Genomic DNA, 16,640 nt, shown 5'->3' with positions numbered 1-16,640 from the left:
CGATGCTGCCACCGGAGCTTCCGCCGCTGCCCGCGCTGACCCGGGCCGAGGGCGAGTTGATCGACCGTTACCTGGACGTGGTCGACCTGCTGGGCCGTATCAACCCGGCGCAGAACGAGGACACCTATCGAGGGCTGCGCGCCGCGCAGGCGCTGGTGCGCGCGGCGTCCGAGCTGCGCGACGCGCTCGCCCTGATGCATCGGCGGGGCGAGACGGAGCTTCACGGGGACACGCTGGCACGGGCGTTGCGCGTGCTCGACGGTGAGCGCCGGACCGCTCGCGTCGCACTCCCGCCCGACTGCGTACGGTGATGCCCGCAGGAGTCCGGGGCGGCGCGTCGACGGCACGCCCGGGCCGGAGTTGAAACGACCCAAAGGGGTTACTGCCGTTCGGCGGAGTGTGGCGTGGTTTTACCTGACCGAAGAGGTCGCTCAGGACGCCCGTTCGGAGACACCCGCATGACGCTTCGGCGCAGGTCCGGGGCTACGCAGGGGAGTTGACGGAGAATCGAACAAAGGGCTGTCCACCCGAACGGGTGGGTGGTGAGTAACCCCACAAATCCCCGATTCCGTTGGGATTTTCGGACACGAGTGAGTGAAGATCCCTGTCTGACGACAAGCCCCCGCCACAGCGGCGGGGCGGTCCGGGCGGACGCCGAGTCCTGCCGCCGCCCGGATTGACCCGTCGACAGAAGTGCATCGGCAGGAGTGGAGGACCCAAGCACGACGGGTCGCCGGAACGGTCACGCCATGACCGGGCCGAGCTGCCCTTGGGGTGAAGCCGTGGCGACACGGCCGGGCAACTTCGCCAGCCCGAATCCGACAGGTCATCCTTCACAGGCGGCTGACGAAGGGTTGCGCATGACTGCGCTCAATCGTGTTCCGTCGCTCATGGCCCGGGCCGGTACGGCCTCGGCGCTGACCATCGCCGCAGTGGGCGGCTCGATCGTGATCCCCGGCGTCGCCTCCGACGCCTCGGCCGCGACGATGGGGACGAAGGCACTGCAGGTCGCTGCCTCGAAGAAGGGCGCGCCCTACAGGTGGGGCGCCACCGGACCCAACCGGTTCGACTGCTCCGGGCTCACGCTGTACTCGTTCAAGAAGGCGGGCAAGACCCTGCCGCGTACGGCGGCCCAGCAGTACAACAAGACCCGTCACATCTCGGCCGGCAACCGCAAGGCCGGGGACCTGGTCTTCTTCCACTCGGGTTCCAGCGTGTACCACGTCGGCATCTACGCCGGGAAGGGAAAGATCTGGCACGCCCCGAAGACCGGGGACGTGGTGAAGCTCCAGAAGATCTGGACCAAGAGCGTCTGGTACGGCCGGGTCAGCTGATCCGCTCGATCGGTCGGCCGGCAGGGGCTCAGGGCTACGGCTCCTGCTGGCCGGCGGTCGTGACGGGTTCGGCGGGGACCGTCCAGGGCAGTTCGATGAAGACGGTCTTGCCGCCCTCCCGGGTGGGGCGCACCCGGAGCTTGCCGCCGCACTCGGCGGTGAGCCAGCGGATGATGACCATGCCGCGTCCGTTGTCCTGCTGCACCGCGGCGGGAAGTCTCTTGGGGAAGCGCGGATGACTGTCCGTGACGCCGATGCGCAGGTGTTCGTCACGGTCCAGGACGAGGTCCACCGTGAAGGTGGGTGACTGCCCGAAGGTGTGCTGTACGGCGTTGGTGGCGAGTTCCGAGACGATGAGGCGGATGGTGTCCGCGGTCTCCGTCTGCGGTGGCAGTCCCCATTCCTCCAGGGTGCACAGCACATAGGAGCGGGCCGTGGAGACCGAGGCGGGATCGCTCGGCAGAGTGACGGATGCTTCCAGATGGTCTGCCATGGCGAGGTCGTCCCTTTCCTCGGGACCGGAGTCCGACACGGTGCGGATGGTTCGAGTACGGTCCCGGACTGGTGCTTCTTCGTCAGACTGCCATTACCGGGCCGGTCACGGGGAGCGATCCACCAAGATATGCATATATCTGTCGCTCGAAGCGGTGAACTCTGCTACCCCAGACCGTATTTGGGCGGCTCGGAAGGAGTAAGGAGTAGCCCATGCAGAACGGTCCCGCGGTACGCCGCCGGAAACTGGGCGCCGAACTGCGCATGCTGCGCACCGGCGCGGGTCTCACGAGCGGAGAGGCCGCCCGTCTGGTGGGCTGGCATCAGTCGAAGGTGAGCCGGATCGAGACCGGCGCCAGCGGTGTGAAACCGGCCGATGTGCGGTTACTGCTCGACGCGTACGGCGTGATCGAGGGACAACTTCGGGAGTTGCTGCTGGTGTTGGCGGGGTCGGAGGATACCGCGGGCCGGCACCACTGGTGGCACGCCTATCGTGGCGTACTGCCCCCGACCTACCGGGATTTCATCAGTCTGGAGTCACAGGCCAGCGCGATGCGCACGCTGGAGACCTCGGTCGTACCAGGACTGCTGCAGACGCCCGAATACGCGCGTGCCGTGACCCGGGTGGCCGCCGACGGGCTCGACGACGAGGCGTTGGACGCCCTGGTGGAAGTGCGTCTGGCCAGGCAGGACGTACTGCGCAACGAGCCGCCGCTGGAGCTGAGCGCGGTCCTCGACGAGGCGGTGCTGCGCCGCGAGGTCGGCGGCCCGGGCGTGATGGCCCGGCAGCTGGAGCGGCTGGTGGAAGCGGCCCGGCTGCCCCAAGTACGGCTCCAGGTACTGCCGTTCGCGGCCGGGGCGCATGTGGGCATCACCGGGCCTTTCGTAATCTTCTCATTTCCGAGCACTTCTGATCTGGATGTGGTTGTTCTCGACCAGTTGACGAGTAGCCTCTATCTGGAACGGAAAGAAGACCTCCAGGCCTACGCGGAGGCCTTCAACACCCTTCAGATCCACGCCCTTTCGCCCGAGGACTCGTTGGATTACATCGCCGGGATAGGTGACGGCGCGTAAGGAGGCACCATGACTGCACTGCCTCGGAACGTACCTTCAAGTGCTGATCTGCACGGATCGCGGTGGCTGCGCAGCAGCTACAGCACCGGAGCGAACAACTGCGTGGAGACGGCACGGCCGCACTCCGGCCCACCGGCCGGACTGCTCGCCGTGCGCGACTCCAAGAACCCGGCCGGACCCGCGCTGCTCTTCTCCCCCGAGAGCTGGGCGGGTTTCGTGGCCACGCTCACCGACTGATCAGCTGACGACCGACTCCGTATCCGCATATGGGCAAGGCCCGGCCGTGTCACGCCGACTCATGGTCGTGTCTCGCCGATCACACGTACAGCGCGTTCGATCTCGGCCCCGGAGAGGTCGGCACGGGCGGTCAGCCTGAGCCGTGAGATGCCGTCCGGCACGGAAGGCGGACGGAAACAGCCCACGGCCAGGCCTGCCGTCCGGCAGTCGGCCGCCCACTGCACGGCCTCATCCGGGGACGGTGCCCGCACGGAGACCACCGCGGCGTCCGGTCGTACCGCTTCCAGACCCGCGGCGGTCAGCCGTGCGTGCAGGTCGGCGGCCACCTCGCGGGCCCGGGCCGCGCGCCCGGGCTCGCGTCGCAGCAGCCGCAGGGCGGCCAGCGCCGCTCCCGCCGCGGCAGGAGCGAGGCCGGTGTCGAAGATGAAGGTCCGGGCCGCGTTCACCAGATGGTCGATCACCCGGGCCGGGCCCAGGACCACACCGCCCTGGCTGCCCAGGGACTTGGACAGGGTCGCCGTGACGACCACGTCGTCGGAGCCGGCCAGCCCGGCCGCGTACGGCGCTCCCTGCCCGCCCTCCCCGAGGACCCCGAGTCCGTGGGCGTCGTCGACCAGCAGCCCGGCGCCGTGCTCCCGGCACGCCTCCGCCAGTGCGGCCAGCGGTGCCGCGTCGCCGTCGACCGAGAACACCGTGTCGGAGACGACGACCGCGGTCCCCTCGTGCGTGCCGAGCGCCTTGCGTACGGCGTCCGGGTCGGAGTGCGCCACGACCTGGGTGGTGCCCCGGGCCAGCCGGCAGCCGTCGATCAGGGAGGCGTGGTTCAGGGCGTCGGAGACGATCAGGGAGCCGTGCGGGCCGAGCGTGGTGACGGCGGCGAGGTTCGCCGCGTAGCCGGAGGAGAAGACCAGGGCCGCCTCGAACCCGCAGAATTCGGCCAGCTCCCGCTCCAGCTCGGTGTGGAGTTCCGTGGTGCCGGTGACCAGCCGGGAGCCGGTGGAGCCGCCGCCCCAGGTCCGGGCCGCCTCGGCCGCGCCCTCGGCGACCTCCGGGTGATGGGCGAGGCCGAGGTAGTCGTTGCTCGCCAGGTCCAGGAGCGGCGAGTCGGCGGGACGGGGGCGCAGGGTCCGTACGAGTCCGGCGCGGCGGCGGAGTTCCGCCTGTTCGTCGATCCAGCCGAACGCCATGACCCCTCCGGTGATTTTGTAGGCAGTGGACAGACCCTAGCGGGACGACCAGTCACCCAGTGTGTGGCAATACCCACACGTCGAACTGACAGGGTTGTGCAAACTCTCCTTGGCCCGGAGCTGCCTTGTAGTACAGGATCGGCTCTCATGGACCTGCTGAACACGCTGGTGGACAAGGGGCTTCGGCGCGAGCTGCCGACCCGCGAGGAAGCGCTCGCCGTACTGGCGACCTCCGACGACGACGTGCTCGATGTGGTGGCCGCGGCCGGCAAGGTGCGCCGGCAGTGGTTCGGCCGACGCGTGAAACTCAACTACCTGGTCAACCTCAAGTCGGGCCTGTGTCCTGAGGACTGCTCCTACTGCTCGCAGCGGCTGGGCTCCTCGACCGGGATCCTGAAGTACTCCTGGCTGAAACCCGACGAGGCCTCGAAGGCGGCCGCCGCGGGGCTCGCCGGGGGCGCCAAGCGGGTCTGCCTGGTGGCGTCCGGACGCGGTCCGACGGACCGGGACGTGGACCGGGTCGCCGGCACCATCAAGGCGATCAAGGAGCAGAACGAGGGCGTCGAGGTGTGCGCCTGCCTCGGTCTCCTCTCCGACGGCCAGGCGGAGCGGCTGCGGGAGGCGGGCGCGGACGCCTACAACCACAACCTCAACACGTCCGAGGGGACGTACGGGGAGATCACGACCACCCACACGTACGCCGACCGGGTGGACACCGTCAACAAGGCGCACGCGGCGGGCCTGTCCGCCTGCTCCGGTCTGATCGCCGGTATGGGCGAGACGGACGAGGACCTGGTCGACGTGGTCTTCTCGCTGCGCGAGCTGGACCCGGACTCTGTGCCGGTCAACTTCCTGATCCCGGTCGAGGGCACCCCGCTGGCCAAGGAGTGGAACCTCACCCCGCAGCGCTGCCTGCGCATCCTCGCGATGGTGCGGTTCGTCTGCCCCGACGTGGAGGTGCGGATCGCGGGCGGCCGTGAGGTGCATCTGCGCACCATGCAGCCCCTTGCGCTGCACCTGGCCAACTCGATCTTCCTCGGCGACTATCTGACCACCGAGGGCCAGGCCGGCCAGGCCGACCTGGAGATGATCGCGGACGCCGGGTTCGTGGTGGAGGGGGCCGACGAGGTGACGCTGCCGGAGCACCGAGCCGAGGCCGCGGGTTCCGTCTGCGGCTCGCACGCGGACGCGGGGTGCGGATCGCACGCCGACGCCGGATGCGGGTCGGGCTGCGGTTCCCACGGGGGTGTCGCCGCCACCGCCACCGAACCGCGTACCGACCTGGTCGCCGTCCGCCGTCGCGGTGCCGGAACGGATCTCGCGCCCAATGCCTGACCTGAGCGTCCCCGAGCTGCTGGACCTCGACCGGCGGCACGTCTGGCATCCGTACGGTCCGATGCCGGGCCGGGCCGAACCGCTCGTCGTGGAGTCGGCGAGCGGGGTCCGGCTGCGGCTCGCGGACGGCTCGGGCGAGCTTGTCGACGGCATGTCGTCCTGGTGGTCGGCGATCCACGGCTACAACCACCCGGTGCTGAACGAGGCCGCGAGCGCGCAGCTCGGCCGGATGAGCCATGTGATGTTCGGCGGGCTCACCCACGAGCCCGCCGTCCGGCTGGCGAAGCTGCTTGTCGACATCACACCGGACGGCCTCGAACACGTCTTCCTCGCCGACTCCGGCTCGGTGTCGGTCGAGGTCGCCGTGAAGATGTGCCTGCAGTACTGGCGCTCGCTGGGCCGCCCCGCGAAGCAGCGCCTGCTGACGTGGCGGGGCGGCTACCACGGCGACACCTGGCAGCCGATGTCGGTGTGCGACCCCGAGGGCGGGATGCACGACCTGTGGTCCGGGGTGCTGCCGCGCCAGGTCTTCGCGGACGCGCCGCCGACGGAGTACGAGGAGTCGTACGCGGACCAGCTGCGCTCCATGATCGAGCGGCACGCGCACGAACTGGCCGCGGTGATCGTGGAGCCGGTGGTGCAGGGCGCTGGCGGGATGCGGTTCCACTCCCCCGTGTATCTGCGGGTGCTGCGCGAGGCCTGTGACGCCCATGACGTGCTGCTGGTGTTCGACGAGATCGCGACCGGCTTCGGCCGTACGGGCGCGCTGTTCGCGGCGGACCACGCGGCCGTCACGCCGGACGTGATGTGTGTGGGCAAGGCGCTGACCGGCGGCTATCTGACGATGGCGGCGACGCTGTGCACGCCCCGGGTGGCCGAGGGGATCTCACGGGGCGAGGTGCCGGTGCTGGCGCACGGGCCGACGTTCATGGGCAACCCTCTTGCCGCGTCCGTGGCCTGTGCCTCGCTGGAGCTGCTGCTCGGGCAGGACTGGCCCGCCGAGGTCAAGCGGATCGAGACCGGCCTGCGGGACGGGCTCGCGCCCGCACGGGACATCCCCGGCGTACGGGACGTCCGCGTTCTGGGTGCCATCGGGGTCGTACAACTCGACCACGAGGTCGACATGGCGGCCGCGACGGCGGCCGCGGTGCGCGAGGGCGTGTGGCTGCGGCCGTTCCGCGACCTGGTCTACACGATGCCGCCGTACGTCACCGACGACGCGGACGTGGCACGGATCGCGCGTGCGGTGTGCGCCGCGGCGCGGGAGGGATGAGCATGCCGATCCTGGTGATCACGGGGACGGGCACGGAGGTCGGCAAGACGGTCACCACGGCCGCGGTCGCCGCCGCCGCGCTCGCGGCGGGCCGCTCGGTGGCGGTCCTGAAGGCAGCGCAGACCGGGGTACGACCGGACGAGCGCGGGGACGCCGACGAGGTCGCGCGGCTCGCGGGTGCCGTGACGGCGGCCGAAGTCGCCCGTTTCCCCGAGCCGTTGGCGCCGGGCACGGCGGCCCGTCGGGCGGGGCTCGCCCCGGTCCGCCCCCAGGACGTGGCGGAGGCGGCCGCCAAGCTGGCCACCGAGCACGATCTGGTGCTGGTGGAGGGCGCCGGTGGACTGCTCGTCCGCTTCGACGCGACGGGCGGCACCCTGGCGGACGTGGCCCGGCTGCTGAACGCGCCGGTGCTGCTCGTGGCGTCGGCCGGGCTCGGCACCCTGAACACCACCGAGCTGACCGCCCGTGAACTGCGCTTCCGTGAGCTGGAGTTGCTGGGAGTGGTGATCGGCAGCTGGCCGGACTCTCCCGACCTGGCCTCGCGGTGCAATGTGGCCGACCTGCCGGAGGTGGCGGGGGCGCCGCTGCTCGGTGCCCTGCCCGCCGGGGCAGGGGCGTTGGCCCCCACCGACTTCCGTGCGGTGGCGCCGAGTTGGCTGTCGGCCCGCCTGGACGGCACCTGGGACGCGGAGGCGTTCCGGGTACGGGAAGCGCCGTAGGGCGGCACGCCGTCGGTCGGGTGCGGCGCGCCCCGAAGGGGTGCGGGGAACTGCGCGAGCAGCCCCCACAGAGCCGCACCCGACCGACGGCCCACCCGCCTCGCGGAGTTGCTCCCTAGGGCGACTCGCCGAGCAGTCGTACCAGTTCGATCCGGGACCGGATCCCCAACCGGCTGAAGACCCCCCGCAGATGGTGGTCGATGGTGCGCGGGCTGAGGTTGAGCCGGTCGGCGATCTCACGGTTGGTGGCCCCGTCGGCGGCCATCCGGGCGACCATGAGCTGTTGGGCAGTGAGGACGGCCGCCGGGTCGGCGCCGGAGCTCGGGACCGAGGGTGTGCCCAGGGCGCGCAGTTCGGCCCGGGCCTGGGCGGCGCAGTGCGGGGCACCGAAGGACTCAAAGGCCTCCAGGGCGCTCTGCAGCCGGTCGCGGGCCTCGGTTCGCTGTCGAAGCCGGCGCAGAGCGCCGGCGAACAGCAGTTCGGTGCGGGCGCGTTCGAAGTCGCGGGTACCACGGGCGTGCAGATCGAGTGCGGTGCGGTAGTGCGGGATCGCCTCGGCGCCGGGGGCGAGCAGGGCCCGGCAGCGGGCGCTGAGGGCGAGGTCGTCGGCGCTGCGGACGGCGGTGGCCCAGTGGTGGTAGTCGGCGTGCGCGGCACGGGCGACCCGGGTGTCGCCGGTGCGGACCGCGGCCTCGACGTAGTGCGGGGTGGCCAGGTGCCGGATGGCCCGGTGACCGTGTCCGGGGCCGAACCCGGCGAGGGCGCGCAGCCGGGCGGCCGCGGCGGGGAAGCGGCCGTGGGTCAGGTCGAGGAAGGCGAGGGCCCACTGGGCGAGGGCGGCGGGCAGGCCGAGTCCGTGCGCGAGTGCATGGGAGCGGACGGCGGCCGCGCGCTCCCGGCAGGCCTCCTCGTCGCCGGTGACGGCGGCGAACATGGCGAGCGCGGCCTGGAGATGGCAGGCCCCGTTCTCCTGGCCGGTGGCGTGGGCCTGGCGCAGGGCCTCCTGGACGGCGGCCTCGGCGGCCCGGGTGCGGCCGGTCCAGAAGTCGGCGTAGGCGCGGAACTCCATGGCCTGGGCGGCGGTCGCCGGGTTGCCGTGGGCGCGGGCCGAGGCGGCGGCCTGGAGGGTGGCGGTGACGGTGCGGGTGTGGTCGCCGAGCATCAGCGCGGCGATGCCGGAGTGGATCAGCGGCCCGGGTTCGCCGCCGGGCCCGCAGCGGCCGGCGGTGCCCTTGAGGAGAAGACGGGCGTCCTCGTAGCGGCCGTCGACGGCGGCGGCGAGGCCCGCGAGCACCCCGGACTGGGGAAGGCCGAGTCGCTGGGCGGCGACCTGGGCCTCACGGCAGCGTCTCAGGTCGCCGGTGTAGACGGCGGCCTCGGTGGCGAGGGCGAGCAGTTCCGCGGAGTCGGCGGAACGTTCCTGCCGGACGGCCGCGGTGAGCAGCGCGTCGAAGGCCTCGGAGGCGTCGCCCGCTCTGAGGGCGAGCACGCCGTTCAGGGCGGAGCTGTCCGTACGGGCGGCGAGGCGTCTGGCCCGGTCGGGCTCTCCGGAGCGCCAGGCGTCGGCCGCGGCGCGGGCCAGCAGCCGGGCCTCCTCGGCCGGATCCGGGCAGAGGTCGGCTGCGCGCTCGGCGAGGGCGCGGGCCAGCGCGGGCCGCCCCTCGGCGCGGGCCCGGTCGGCGGCGGTGCGCAGCTCTGCGGCGAGCCGGGCGCTGGGACCGAGCGCGGCGGCGCCCCGGTGCCAGGAGCGGCGGGTCGTCTCGGCCTTGCCGCCCAGTACGCGGCCGAGCAACTGGTGGGCCGCGCGCCGGTCGGCCGGTGAGGCGGTCCCGTAGGCGGCGATCCGGGTCCAGATGTCCCGGAAGAACACCCCACCGGCGCCGGCATGAGCGACCCCGGCGGTCTCGGCGGCCTCCAGCGGGCGGGTGTCGATCCGGGCGGCCGTGACCGCGCGCAGGAAGGCGTGGGTGGCGACCGGGTACTGGTCGGCGGCGGCAAGGAGCAGCAGCAGCCGGGTGTCGTCGGGCAGTGCGCGGATCTCCCGGCGCAGGGCCTGGAGCAACCGCGGTGCCAGCTCGGCGGGTTCGACGGGCAGCGGGTCGACTCCCGTCGCCTGCCGTTCGGTGAGACGCGGCACGAGTTCGGCCACGGCGCGCGGGTCCTCGTATACGACACGGAGCACCCGGGCGCGGACGCCCTCGGGGAGCGCCGAAGCAGCGCACGGCCCCGCGTCGGTCCTCTGCGGTGGCGAACTGCGGTCAAGAGGTGGGGGGTTCACCGGTATCACCACACCAAAGACGTTACTGGCGGGTTAGTTGACTCGTAAAGACTGGCGACTTCGCCGATGCGGCGCGCGTAGACCCGTCCTGACACTCCTGAACAACCCCACCCGTTTCAGGAGGCATCATGCAACGCGCCAAGCGTCGCATCGCTACGGCTCTGTCGGCGATTGCCGGTTCGCTCCTTCTGTCACTCCCCCTGGCCACGACTCCCGCGCACGCGGCGAGTCACGACCCGATCGTGTTCGTGCACGGTCTGAGCAGCGACTCCAGCAGCTGGGACGACTGGATCGCGGACTTCGAGGCGGACGGCTACTCGTCCTCCGAGCTCTACGCCATCTCGTACGACTGGACGAAGTCGAACGTCACCACCGCCTCGACGCTGTCGACCTACATCCAGTCCGTCCTCACCAAGACCGGCGCCTCCAAGGTCGACCTGGTGGTCCACTCCATGGGCGCTCTCAACAGCCGCTACTACCTCAAGAACCTCGGCGGCACGTCGTACGTGGACCACTTCGTGTCGGTCGCCGGGGTGAACCACGGGACCAGCGTCGCCTCGCTGTGCGGGTGGCTGTACACGTCCTGCAAGGAGATGACGACCGGCAGCTCCTTCCTGACCGCCCTGAACTCGGGTGACGAGACGCCCGGCAGTGTCTCGTACGCGGCGTACTGGTCGGACTGCGACGCGGCGATCGACCCGGACACCTCGGCGGAGCTGAGCGGGGCGACCAACGTCGACGTCGGCTGCATCTCGCACACCGACATGAACAACGACTACGGCGTGTACGAGCAGGTGCGCGACTTCATCGCCTAGTCGTTCATCCCTCGGTCGGGGGGCGGTTCTCCGCCTTGATGGCGCGGCGGGGGGTGCGCGGGGCCCGTGCGGGGGACAATCACCGTAGACCTGCTTTCGTGCTGGAGGTCCGTCATGCGGCTGTTGTCCGCCGGCGCCGGGAAACCGGTGCGGGATCCCGTCCACCACCCGCTGTTCGCCCGTTTCTACGCCCGCTGCAGCGTGACCGCCGAGACCAGACTCGGTATGGCCGCGATCCGGGAGCGGCTGCTCTCCGGGCTGTCCGGGCGCGTGATCGAGATCGGCGCGGGCAACGGGCTCAATTTCGCCCGGTATCCCGGTTCGGTCGCGGAGGTCGTCGCGATCGAACCGGAGCGCACCCTGCGGCAGTTGGCGGCGGATGCCGCCGTCCGCGCCGAGGTCCCGGTGGACGTGGTGCCGGGCGCGGCGGAGGCGCTGCCGGTGAAGAGCGAGGCCTTCGACGCGGCGGTGCTCTCGCTGGTGCTGTGCAGTGTCCGGGATGTGCCACGGGCTCTCGCGGAGGCTCGGCGGGTGCTGCGGCCGGGCGGTGAGCTGCGGTTCTTCGAGCACGGCTCGGGCGGCGGCCCGGCGATGAGGCTCACCCAGCGGACCCTGGACCGGACGGTGTGGCCGCTGCTGAGCGGCGGCTGTCATCTGTCCCGGGAGCCGATCGGGGCGCTGCGCGCGGCCGGCTTCGAACTCGGTCCCTACCGGCCGGTGCTGGTTCCGGAGAACGGGCCGCGGCTGCCGTCCTCGTACTGTGTGCTGGGCGTCGCGCGCCGGCCTCCGGAGTCCTGATCACCGATTCCCCGGGAATGCCGGGTCCGGCTCACAGGCTCCAGCTGCGCAGTTCCTCGGCGATGTCGGCCACGCCCGCCTGGCCGTTCTTGACCAGCCGGGCAAGGTCGCGGACCTGCTCGGGCGAGGTGGCGACCTTCAGGCCGCTGGCGACCAGGTACGCATAGGCGACGGAGGACGCGAACAGGGCGTTCGAGCGCTCCAACGCCGGTACGTGGATGAGGAGTTGGAGCAGAGCCGCGGCACGGGCCTGCGGGGTGTCGTAGACGGGGACGTCGAATATCTCGGCCTGGTGCCTGGCGACGGCCGCGATCAGCGCGCCCCAGTCGGTGACCTGCGGGTCACCCGGGGTCTTCTGTTCGGCGAGCATGAGGAGCCAGGCGAGGTCGATGGTCAGGTCGCTCAAGGGATCAGTGACGGCCTTCGGTCTTGTCAGACGTGTCGGTACCGAGCGTCTCGCCGAATTCCTCCGCGAAGACGGACTCGTACTGCTTCATGAAGTCGGCGGCTGCCTCGACGAATGTCCGGCCCGCCTCACCCGTGTCCTGCATGACCAGTTCCTCTATGTAGCGGTTGACGCTCATGCCGCGCGCGAGGGCGCGTTCGCGGGCCACCTTGGCGGTGCCCTCGTCCACCCGCACGTTCAGCTGGGTCTTAGCCATACCACGACGCTAGCGCTGAACCGCTAGCAGCGGCAAGTGTGCATCGGAATCGAAAAGTGATACCGCCTGTGGGACGGGTCACACTACGCTCGACCCGGACAAAGAGGTCGCGCGATCGGGGAGGCAGTCTTGTCCACAGCAGCTGCGGAGGCACCCGCCGCCGACGGGCCGGCGGCCCGCGCACGCGGGCTGACCAAGGCGTACGGAGCGGGCGAGACGGCCGTGCTGGCGCTCGACTCGGTGGACGTGGACATCGCGCGCGGCCGTTTCACCGCGGTCATGGGCCCGTCCGGTTCCGGCAAGTCCACGTTGATGCACTGTCTGGCGGGGCTGGACACGGTATCGGCCGGTGCGGTCTGGCTCGGCGGCACCGAGATAACGGGTCTGAAGGACCGCGAGCTGACGCGGCTGCGCCGGGACCGGATCGGGTTCATGTTCCAGTCGTTCAACCTGATCCCGACCCTGAACGCGGCCGAGAACATCACCCTGCCCATGGACATCGCGGGCAAGAAGCCCGACGAGAAGTGGCTGGACCAGGTCATCGACACCCTGGGGCTGCGGGACCGGCTCAAGCACCGGCCGGCCCAGCTCTCCGGCGGCCAGCAGCAGCGCGTGGCCTGCGCCCGGGCGCTGGCCTCCCGCCCCGAGCTGATCTTCGCCGACGAGCCGACCGGCAACCTGGACTCCCGGGCCGGCCTGGAGGTGCTGGGCTTCCTGCGGGACGCGGTCGACCAGCTGGGCCAGACGGTGGTCATGGTGACCCATGACCCGGGCGCCGCCGCCCACTCCGACCTGGTGCTCTTCCTCGCGGACGGCCGGATCGTGGACCGGATGGCGGATCCGACCGCGGACGCCGTGCTGGAACGCATGAAGCGGTTCGACGTGGGACGCGGGTCCGCGGACCCCGAGGAAGGCTGAGAGCCGGTGCTGAAGGCGACCCTGCGGAGCTTCCTGGCCCACAAGGGACGGCTGATGCTGTCCGCGCTGGCCATCGTCCTGTCCGTGGCGTTCGTCGCGGGCAGCCTGATCTTCTCCGACACCGTCACCCGCACCTTCGACCGGCTGTTCGCCTCCACCTCCGCAGATGTGACGGTGGAGCCGAAGCAGGACCTCAAGTCGTCGGTGCCGACCGGCGCCGTCCAGACCGTGCCGGCCACGCTGGCGGGCCGGGTGGCGAAGGTCGACGGGGTCGCGGACACGCACGCGGACGTGTCCGTGCAGAACATCGTGGTGGTCGACAGCCACAACAAGTCGGTCGGCCCGACCACCGGCGCCCCGACCATCGCCACGGACTGGTACCTCACCCACCGCAGCCCCGTGAAGCTCACCTCGGGGCACGCCCCGCAGGGCGCCGGGCAGGCGCTCCTGGACGCGGACACCGCCGACAAGAAGCACGTCCGGATCGGCGACACGCTGACCGTGCAGGCCCAGCCCGGCACCTTCGAGGTGGAGATCGTCGGCATCGCCACCTTCACCACCACCAACCCCGGCGCCGCCCTGGTCTTCCTCGACCCGTCGGTCGCCGCGAAGGAACTGCTGGGCTCCCCCGGCCGGGCCACCAGCATCTCGGTGGACGCGGCGAAGGGCGTCACCGACGCCGAGCTCAAGCACCGTATCGGCGAGTCGATCGGTACCGGGACCTACGACCTGAAGACCGCCGACGAACAGGCGAAGTCCTCGGCGGCCGACCTCGGCGGCTTCCTGGACGTCATCAAGTACGTGATGCTGGGATTCGCGGGCATCGCCACGCTCGTGGGCGTCTTCCTGATCGTCAACACCTTCTCCATGCTCATCGCCCAACGCACCCGCGAACTGGGCCTGTTGCGCGCCCTGGGCGCCGACCGGCGGCAGGTGCGGCGGTCCGTGCTCACCGAGGCGGTGCTGCTCGGCCTCGTCGGCTCGACGGTGGGTCTGGGTGCCGGGATCGGGCTGGCCCTCGGGCTGATCAAGCTGATGACCGCGTTCGGGATGAACCTGAAGGCCACCGAGATGGTCATCGGCTGGGGCACGCCCGTCGCCGCGTACGCCGTGGGCGTCGGCGTCACCTTCGTCGCCGCCTATCTGCCGGCCCGGCGCGCGGCCACGGTGTCGCCGATGGCGGCGCTCGCGGACGCCGAGATCGCCGGTGTGGGCAAACCGCTGAGGACGCGGGCGATCGTGGGCACGGTCGTCGGGGCGATCGGCGCGGCGGCCCTCGCGGGCTGTGCGGCGGCCACGAAGACGGCCTCCGCCGCCTCACTGCTCGGCCTCGGAGTCGTCTTCACCCTGATCGCGACGGTCATCGCGGGCCCGCTGCTGGTCCGCCCCGTGATCCGGGTCCTGGGCGCGGTCTTCCCCGCGCTCTTCGGCTCGGTCGGCCGCATGAGCCAGCGCAACGCGCTGCGCAACCCCCGCCGTACCGGTGCCACCGCCGCCGCGCTCATGGTCGGCCTCGCCCTCGTCGGCGGGATGTCGGTGGCCAGCGCCTCCATGTCCAAGTCCTTCGACCAGCAGATCGACAAGACCCTCGGCGCCGACTTCGTGATCCAGAACGGCAACTTCCTGCCGTTCACCCACGAGATCACCGACAAGGTGCGCGCCGCCGACGGAGTGGGCCTGGTGGTACGGCAGCGGTTCACGCCCGTGGCGGTACGGCTGCCGGACGGGAAGCGGGTCACCACCACCGCCGCCGGGTACGACCCGCAGGTCGACGCCGTCGCCCATGTCGCCTACAAGGGCGGCGACACCGCGGCGGCACTGGCCGACGGCAGTCTCGGCATGGACGTCAACTTCGCCGAGGACCACAAGGTGCGGCTCGGCAGTGTGCTCCCGGTCGAGTTCCCGGGCGGGAAGAGCGCCGAGATGAAGGTGGGCGCCCTCACCGACCAGGACAGCGGCAGCGGGTTCGGCACCCAGGGCGGGCTGTTCTTCGGCATCGCCACCGTGGAGAAGTACGTGCCGAACGGCCAGGACTCCTCGCTGTACGTCAACCGGGCCTCGGGCACGAGCCCGGACCAGCTCCGCAAGAACCTCGACCGGACCCTCGCCCCGTTCCCGCAGGTGCAGGTACGTGACCAGGCCGACTACAAGAAACTGGTCCACGACCAGATCGCCGTGCTGCTCTACCTGGTCTACGCGCTGCTCGGCCTGGCGATCGTGATCGCGGTGCTCGGTGTGGTCAACACCCTCGCCCTGTCCGTCGTGGAGCGCACCCGCGAGATCGGACTGCTGCGCGCGATCGGACTGGCCCGACGGCAGCTGCGCCGGATGATCCGGCTGGAATCGGTGGTGATCGCGGTGTTCGGGGCGGTGCTGGGGCTCGCGCTCGGCCTGGTGTGGGGCGTGTGCACACAGCAGGTCCTCGCGCTCCAGGGCATGAAGGCCCTCGCCGTCCCGTGGGGCACGATCGTCGCGGTCGTGATCGGCTCGGCGGTCGTCGGCATCGTGGCCGCGCTGCTGCCGGCGTTGCGTGCATCGCGCATGAACGTGCTGGCGGCCATCGCGCACGAGTGACGGAATCCCCACGGACCACTCAAGTCACCTTTAGCCGAGGAGAGTTCATGCCGCGTCCGTTCCGTTTCGGGGTCAACCTCCTCACGCCCGCGTCGGCCGGCGAATGGCGCGCGAAATGCCGGCGCGCCGAGGAACTCGGGTACGACGTGATCCTCGTCCCCGACCATCTCGGGATGCCCGCACCCTTCCCGGCGCTGGTCGCGGCGGCGGAGGCGACCGAGCGGGCCCGCCTGGGCACGTTCGTGCTCAACGCCGGTTTCTGGAACCCGGTGTTGCTGGCCCGCGAGGTGGCGACGACCGACGCGCTGACCGGCGGCCGGCTCGAACTCGGTCTGGGCACCGGCTATGTACAGGCGGAACACGACCGGGCCGGGCTGCCGTTCGGCTCGCCGCGCGAGCGGGTGGACCATCTGCGGTACACGGTCGAGGAGTTGCTGAAGTCGGAGGGGTGCGAGGTGCCGTTGCTGATCGGCGGCAACGGCGACCGGATGCTGCGGCTGACCGCCGAGCACGCGGACATCGCGGCGTTCACGGGCGCGCGCCTGGTGCCGGGCAGCACGGTGGGCCGCCTGGAGCCGGTCTCCGCGGCGGAGCTCGACGAACGAGTCCGCCGCTACGGGCAGTTCGCGGCCGACCGCGCGGAACCCGCCGAACGCAACCTGCTGATCCAGTCGGTGGCGGTCACCGACGATCCCGGAGCGGTGCTGGCACCGATGCTGGAGCGGCAGCCCCAGCTGACGCTGGAGCAGGCCCTCGCTCTGCCCGTCGTCCTGGTCGGCACGCTGGAGGAGGTCGTCGCACGGGTCCGCGGGCTGCGCGAGCGCTACGGGTTCTCGTATCTGACCGTCCTGGAGCCGTCCATGGAGGCGCTGGCCCCGGTGATCGCCGCCCTGTCCGCATAGTGGAATGGGCGGATCCGCACAGTCGGCCGTGCTGGGATCACG

The 16,640-nt window shown here is 71.2% G+C and carries 17 protein-coding genes and 1 riboswitch; of the genes, 12 read left to right on the top strand and 5 right to left on the bottom strand.

All coding sequences use genetic code 11. The annotated features are described in order from the left end of the window. Positions 1 to 2 precede the first annotated feature (2 nt). Together EDD90_RS44810 and EDD90_RS44805 are read left to right on the top strand one after the other, a co-directional pair. A complete protein-coding gene (locus EDD90_RS44810; protein WP_046730013.1) occupies positions 3 to 311 on the top strand; it encodes a hypothetical protein in 309 nt (102 codons plus the stop codon). Between the two features lie 361 nt (positions 312 to 672). Continuing rightward, a riboswitch (cyclic di-AMP (ydaO/yuaA leader) is annotated at positions 673 to 857 on the top strand. A gap of 3 nt (positions 858 to 860) precedes the next feature. After that, entirely contained in the window at positions 861 to 1,334 is a 474-nt protein-coding gene (locus tag EDD90_RS44805; protein WP_123978792.1) for a C40 family peptidase, read from the top strand. Positions 1,335 to 1,368: 34 nt separating this feature from the next. Here the strand turns inward: EDD90_RS44805 and EDD90_RS44800 are convergent, their stop codons facing one another. Continuing rightward, positions 1,369 to 1,827 carry an ATP-binding protein gene (locus EDD90_RS44800; protein WP_123982292.1) on the bottom strand — a complete coding sequence of 153 codons (459 nt, stop codon included), beginning with the start codon at positions 1,825 to 1,827 and terminating at the stop codon, positions 1,369 to 1,371. A 212-nt stretch (positions 1,828 to 2,039) separates the two neighbouring features. On the opposite strand from EDD90_RS44800, the gene EDD90_RS44795 reads away from it, so the two are divergent. Continuing rightward, positions 2,040 to 2,900, top strand: a complete 861-nt coding sequence (locus EDD90_RS44795) for a helix-turn-helix transcriptional regulator (protein WP_123978791.1) — start codon at positions 2,040 to 2,042, stop codon at positions 2,898 to 2,900. 9 nt (positions 2,901 to 2,909) lie between these two features. Then, positions 2,910 to 3,137 carry a DUF397 domain-containing protein gene (locus EDD90_RS44790; protein WP_123978790.1) on the top strand — a complete coding sequence of 76 codons (228 nt, stop codon included), beginning with the start codon at positions 2,910 to 2,912 and terminating at the stop codon, positions 3,135 to 3,137. 59 nt (positions 3,138 to 3,196) lie between these two features. Here the strand turns inward: EDD90_RS44790 and EDD90_RS44785 are convergent, their stop codons facing one another. Further along, entirely contained in the window at positions 3,197 to 4,324 is a 1,128-nt protein-coding gene (locus tag EDD90_RS44785) for an 8-amino-7-oxononanoate synthase (protein WP_123978789.1), read from the bottom strand. Between the two features lie 147 nt (positions 4,325 to 4,471). Here EDD90_RS44785 and bioB point away from each other — a divergent pair, with 147 nt between their 5' ends. The 3 genes from bioB to bioD are packed head-to-tail and all read left to right on the top strand — an operon-like array spanning position 4,472 to position 7,651. Beyond that, positions 4,472 to 5,659: a biotin synthase BioB gene (gene bioB / locus EDD90_RS44780; protein ID WP_123978788.1), complete on the top strand. Its 1,188-nt coding sequence runs from the start codon at positions 4,472 to 4,474 to the stop codon at positions 5,657 to 5,659. After that, positions 5,652 to 6,932, top strand: a complete 1,281-nt coding sequence (locus EDD90_RS44775) for an adenosylmethionine--8-amino-7-oxononanoate transaminase (RefSeq protein ID WP_123978787.1) — start codon at positions 5,652 to 5,654, stop codon at positions 6,930 to 6,932. Before bioB ends, EDD90_RS44775 begins: the two co-directional genes overlap by 8 nt. 2 nt (positions 6,933 to 6,934) lie before the next feature. Then, positions 6,935 to 7,651, top strand: coding sequence for a dethiobiotin synthase (bioD, locus tag EDD90_RS44770; protein WP_123982290.1), 717 nt, complete (start codon positions 6,935 to 6,937; stop codon positions 7,649 to 7,651). Positions 7,652 to 7,766: 115 nt separating this feature from the next. Here bioD and EDD90_RS44765 read toward each other — a convergent pair whose 3' ends face one another. Continuing rightward, the gene (locus EDD90_RS44765) at positions 7,767 to 9,941 is read right to left on the bottom strand and encodes a LuxR family transcriptional regulator (RefSeq protein WP_123978786.1); all 2,175 of its coding nucleotides are present in this window, start codon (positions 9,939 to 9,941) and stop codon (positions 7,767 to 7,769) included. Between the two features lie 116 nt (positions 9,942 to 10,057). On the opposite strand from EDD90_RS44765, the gene EDD90_RS44760 reads away from it, so the two are divergent. Beyond that, the gene (locus EDD90_RS44760; protein WP_123978785.1) at positions 10,058 to 10,744 is read left to right on the top strand and encodes a triacylglycerol lipase; all 687 of its coding nucleotides are present in this window, start codon (positions 10,058 to 10,060) and stop codon (positions 10,742 to 10,744) included. Positions 10,745 to 10,858: 114 nt separating this feature from the next. Then, a complete protein-coding gene (locus EDD90_RS44755) occupies positions 10,859 to 11,542 on the top strand; it encodes a class I SAM-dependent methyltransferase (protein ID WP_123978784.1) in 684 nt (227 codons plus the stop codon). Between the two features lie 31 nt (positions 11,543 to 11,573). Here EDD90_RS44755 and EDD90_RS44750 read toward each other — a convergent pair whose 3' ends face one another. Continuing rightward, positions 11,574 to 11,948 carry a fic family toxin-antitoxin system, toxin component gene (locus tag EDD90_RS44750; protein WP_123978783.1) on the bottom strand — a complete coding sequence of 125 codons (375 nt, stop codon included), beginning with the start codon at positions 11,946 to 11,948 and terminating at the stop codon, positions 11,574 to 11,576. Positions 11,949 to 11,952: 4 nt separating this feature from the next. Further along, the gene (locus EDD90_RS44745) at positions 11,953 to 12,204 is read right to left on the bottom strand and encodes a toxin-antitoxin system HicB family antitoxin (RefSeq protein ID WP_123978782.1); all 252 of its coding nucleotides are present in this window, start codon (positions 12,202 to 12,204) and stop codon (positions 11,953 to 11,955) included. Positions 12,205 to 12,333: 129 nt separating this feature from the next. Between EDD90_RS44745 and EDD90_RS44740 the strand changes: the two genes are divergently transcribed. Genes EDD90_RS44740 through EDD90_RS44730 form a run of 3 tightly spaced genes read left to right on the top strand, consistent with a single transcriptional unit; the run spans position 12,334 to position 16,598 of the window. Continuing rightward, entirely contained in the window at positions 12,334 to 13,122 is a 789-nt protein-coding gene (locus EDD90_RS44740; protein ID WP_123978781.1) for an ABC transporter ATP-binding protein, read from the top strand. Between the two features lie 6 nt (positions 13,123 to 13,128). After that, complete coding sequence (locus EDD90_RS44735; protein WP_123978780.1) at positions 13,129 to 15,696, top strand: ABC transporter permease; 2,568 nt, start codon at positions 13,129 to 13,131, stop codon at positions 15,694 to 15,696. 47 nt (positions 15,697 to 15,743) lie between these two features. After that, positions 15,744 to 16,598 carry a TIGR03621 family F420-dependent LLM class oxidoreductase gene (locus tag EDD90_RS44730; RefSeq protein WP_123978779.1) on the top strand — a complete coding sequence of 285 codons (855 nt, stop codon included), beginning with the start codon at positions 15,744 to 15,746 and terminating at the stop codon, positions 16,596 to 16,598. The last annotated feature ends 42 nt before the right edge of the window (positions 16,599 to 16,640 follow it).

The sequence above is a fragment of the Streptomyces sp. Ag109_O5-1 genome, assembly GCF_003814875.1.
GTDB classification, from domain to species: Bacteria; Actinomycetota; Actinomycetes; order Streptomycetales; family Streptomycetaceae; genus Streptomyces; species Streptomyces sasae.
The sequence above is the reverse complement of the archived record's forward strand: the minus strand, read 5'-3'. Positions and strand labels throughout refer to the sequence as shown.